Raw genomic sequence first — 1,845 nt, 5'->3', positions numbered from 1 at the left:
GGCTTCGTCGGGAACGTGGTCATGGGGGTGGTCTTCGTGCTGCTGTACCGGCGCTGGGGGCGCGTCGGTGCGCGCGCACCCCTGCCACGGGTGCGACGAGCGGGAGGACCACGCGCGGTGGGCCGAGCGGTACCACCGGCTGCAGCGGGACACCCGGCAGCTGGAGCACCGCATCGAGGGGCGGACCAACACGATCGCCCGTACCTTCGACCGGATCGTCGCCCTCCTCACCGAGCTGGACTACCTCCGGGGCAACGAGGTCACGGACAACGGGAGGCGGCTGGCCAGGCTCTACGGCGAGCTGGACCTGCTGGCCAGCGAGTGTCTGCGGGAGAACGTCTGGGACGGGCTGAACCCCGCCGAGCTGGCGGCGTGCGTCTCCGCCCTGGTCTTCGAGGCGCGGCAGGCGGACGACGCGGTCGCGCCCAAGCTGCCGTCCGGGCCGGCGAAGGCGGCGATGGGCGAGATGGTCCGTATCTGGGGCCGGCTCGACGCCCTGGAGGAGGACTTCCGGATCAGCCAGACGGAGGGGGTCGGCCAGCGGGAACCCGACCTCGGTTTCGCCTGGGCGGTGTACATGTGGGCCTCCGGCCGGTCCCTGGACGAGGTGCTCCGGGAGGCGGAGATGCCGGCGGGCGACTTCGTCCGGTGGTGCAAGCAGGTCATCGACGTGCTCGGCCAGATCGCGGCCGCCGCGCCGCGGGAGGGCAGTTCGGTGGCGACGAACGCGCGCAAGGCCGCCGACGCGGTCCTGCGGGGAGTGGTGGCGTACAGCTCCGTGGGGTGAGCGGCCCGGGGTGGGCGACCCGTGGGTGGGCGCGTGCGACGCGGGCGTACCGGTGGCCACAGGCGGCGTCATGAGCCTGTGGCCACGGGTGCGTGCGTTCTGCGTCAGGCCCTGGCCCTCTTCCTGTTCTTCATCGAGAGTCCCGCGCATGCGGCCCCCAGGACGATCGCCAGGCCTCCGATGATGACGTTGTTGAGGATGACGCCCGTGTCCGGGCTCTGGCCCACGACCCAGGTCGACACGATGAGCCAGGCGCCCAGGGCGACGATGGCCATGCTCATACCGGTCATCCGCTCGGGCATGGCGGTGAAGCAGAGTGCCAGCACTGCTATCGCGATGCCGATGACGAGGTTGTGCGTCACCAGGGAAGGCTGGCTCGCGGTGAAGTGGAGCACCCACGGCGAGACGGCGCAGTACAGGCCGAGCAGGAAGACCGGTGCGTCCGCCATGGCGGTGGTGCGGCCGCCGCTCATCACGCGGTCGTGCCGGGCCCTCATCTCATCGGCGTCGGGGTGGCCGGAGATGTCCCTGCCGGTGTGACGGCCGGTGTCCCTTCCGGTGTGCGAGATGTTGCTCATGAGGATGTCTCCTTCGCACTGCTCTGGAGGCGACCGCGGTCGGAAGCACGGTCATCAGCTCTTCTATCAGTGTGCTCTTATATGCCCCTTATGTGTAGTTTTCGCGATGTCGAATGCAGGTGATCCACCGTCGACCGGAGCGGATCCACCGAACGGGCACGGTCGGGTGACAGCAGGTCAGCGGCGCACGGCGCACGGTCCCCGGCACCGGGACCCCGGCTTGCCCGGCGCGGGCACCTCGGTGCCGCCGCGGCACGTCGCCGGTGTCCCCGCGCTCCCGCGCTCCCGCGCGGCGGTGGTGCCGCGCGGGCGGGGGAGGAGGCCAAGGGCGCGCGCCATCGCCCGCACGTCCACGGGGATCGGCGCGGCTGTCACCGCTCCGGGCGGCTGTCCGGGCGGCCGTGTGAGCGGCTCGGGCGGGGCAGTGCGCCGCGTTCCACACGTCCGCGAATCGGGAGGGCGTCACCTGAAGGTGCAATT

At 71.4% G+C, this 1,845-nt stretch carries 1 protein-coding gene and 1 pseudogene; one reads left to right on the top strand and one right to left on the bottom strand.

Annotation, left to right across the window (positions count from 1 at the left end):
- Window positions 1-67: 67 nt before the first annotated feature.
- Window positions 68-787, top strand: a pseudogene (locus ABZ371_RS32265) (RNA helicase); the annotation flags it as partial.
- 104 nt (window positions 788-891) lie between these two features.
- Here the strand turns inward: ABZ371_RS32265 and ABZ371_RS32260 are convergent.
- Window positions 892-1,365, bottom strand: a complete 474-nt coding sequence (locus ABZ371_RS32260) for an SPW repeat protein (protein WP_358686427.1) — start codon at window positions 1,363-1,365, stop codon at window positions 892-894.
- Window positions 1,366-1,845: the final 480 nt, after the last annotated feature.

The organism is Streptomyces sp. NPDC005899, assembly GCF_040629645.1.
In the GTDB taxonomy this organism is placed as follows: domain Bacteria; phylum Actinomycetota; class Actinomycetes; order Streptomycetales; family Streptomycetaceae; genus Streptomyces.
Note: the sequence above shows the minus strand (reverse complement) of the source record. Positions and strands in the feature narration are given on the sequence as shown.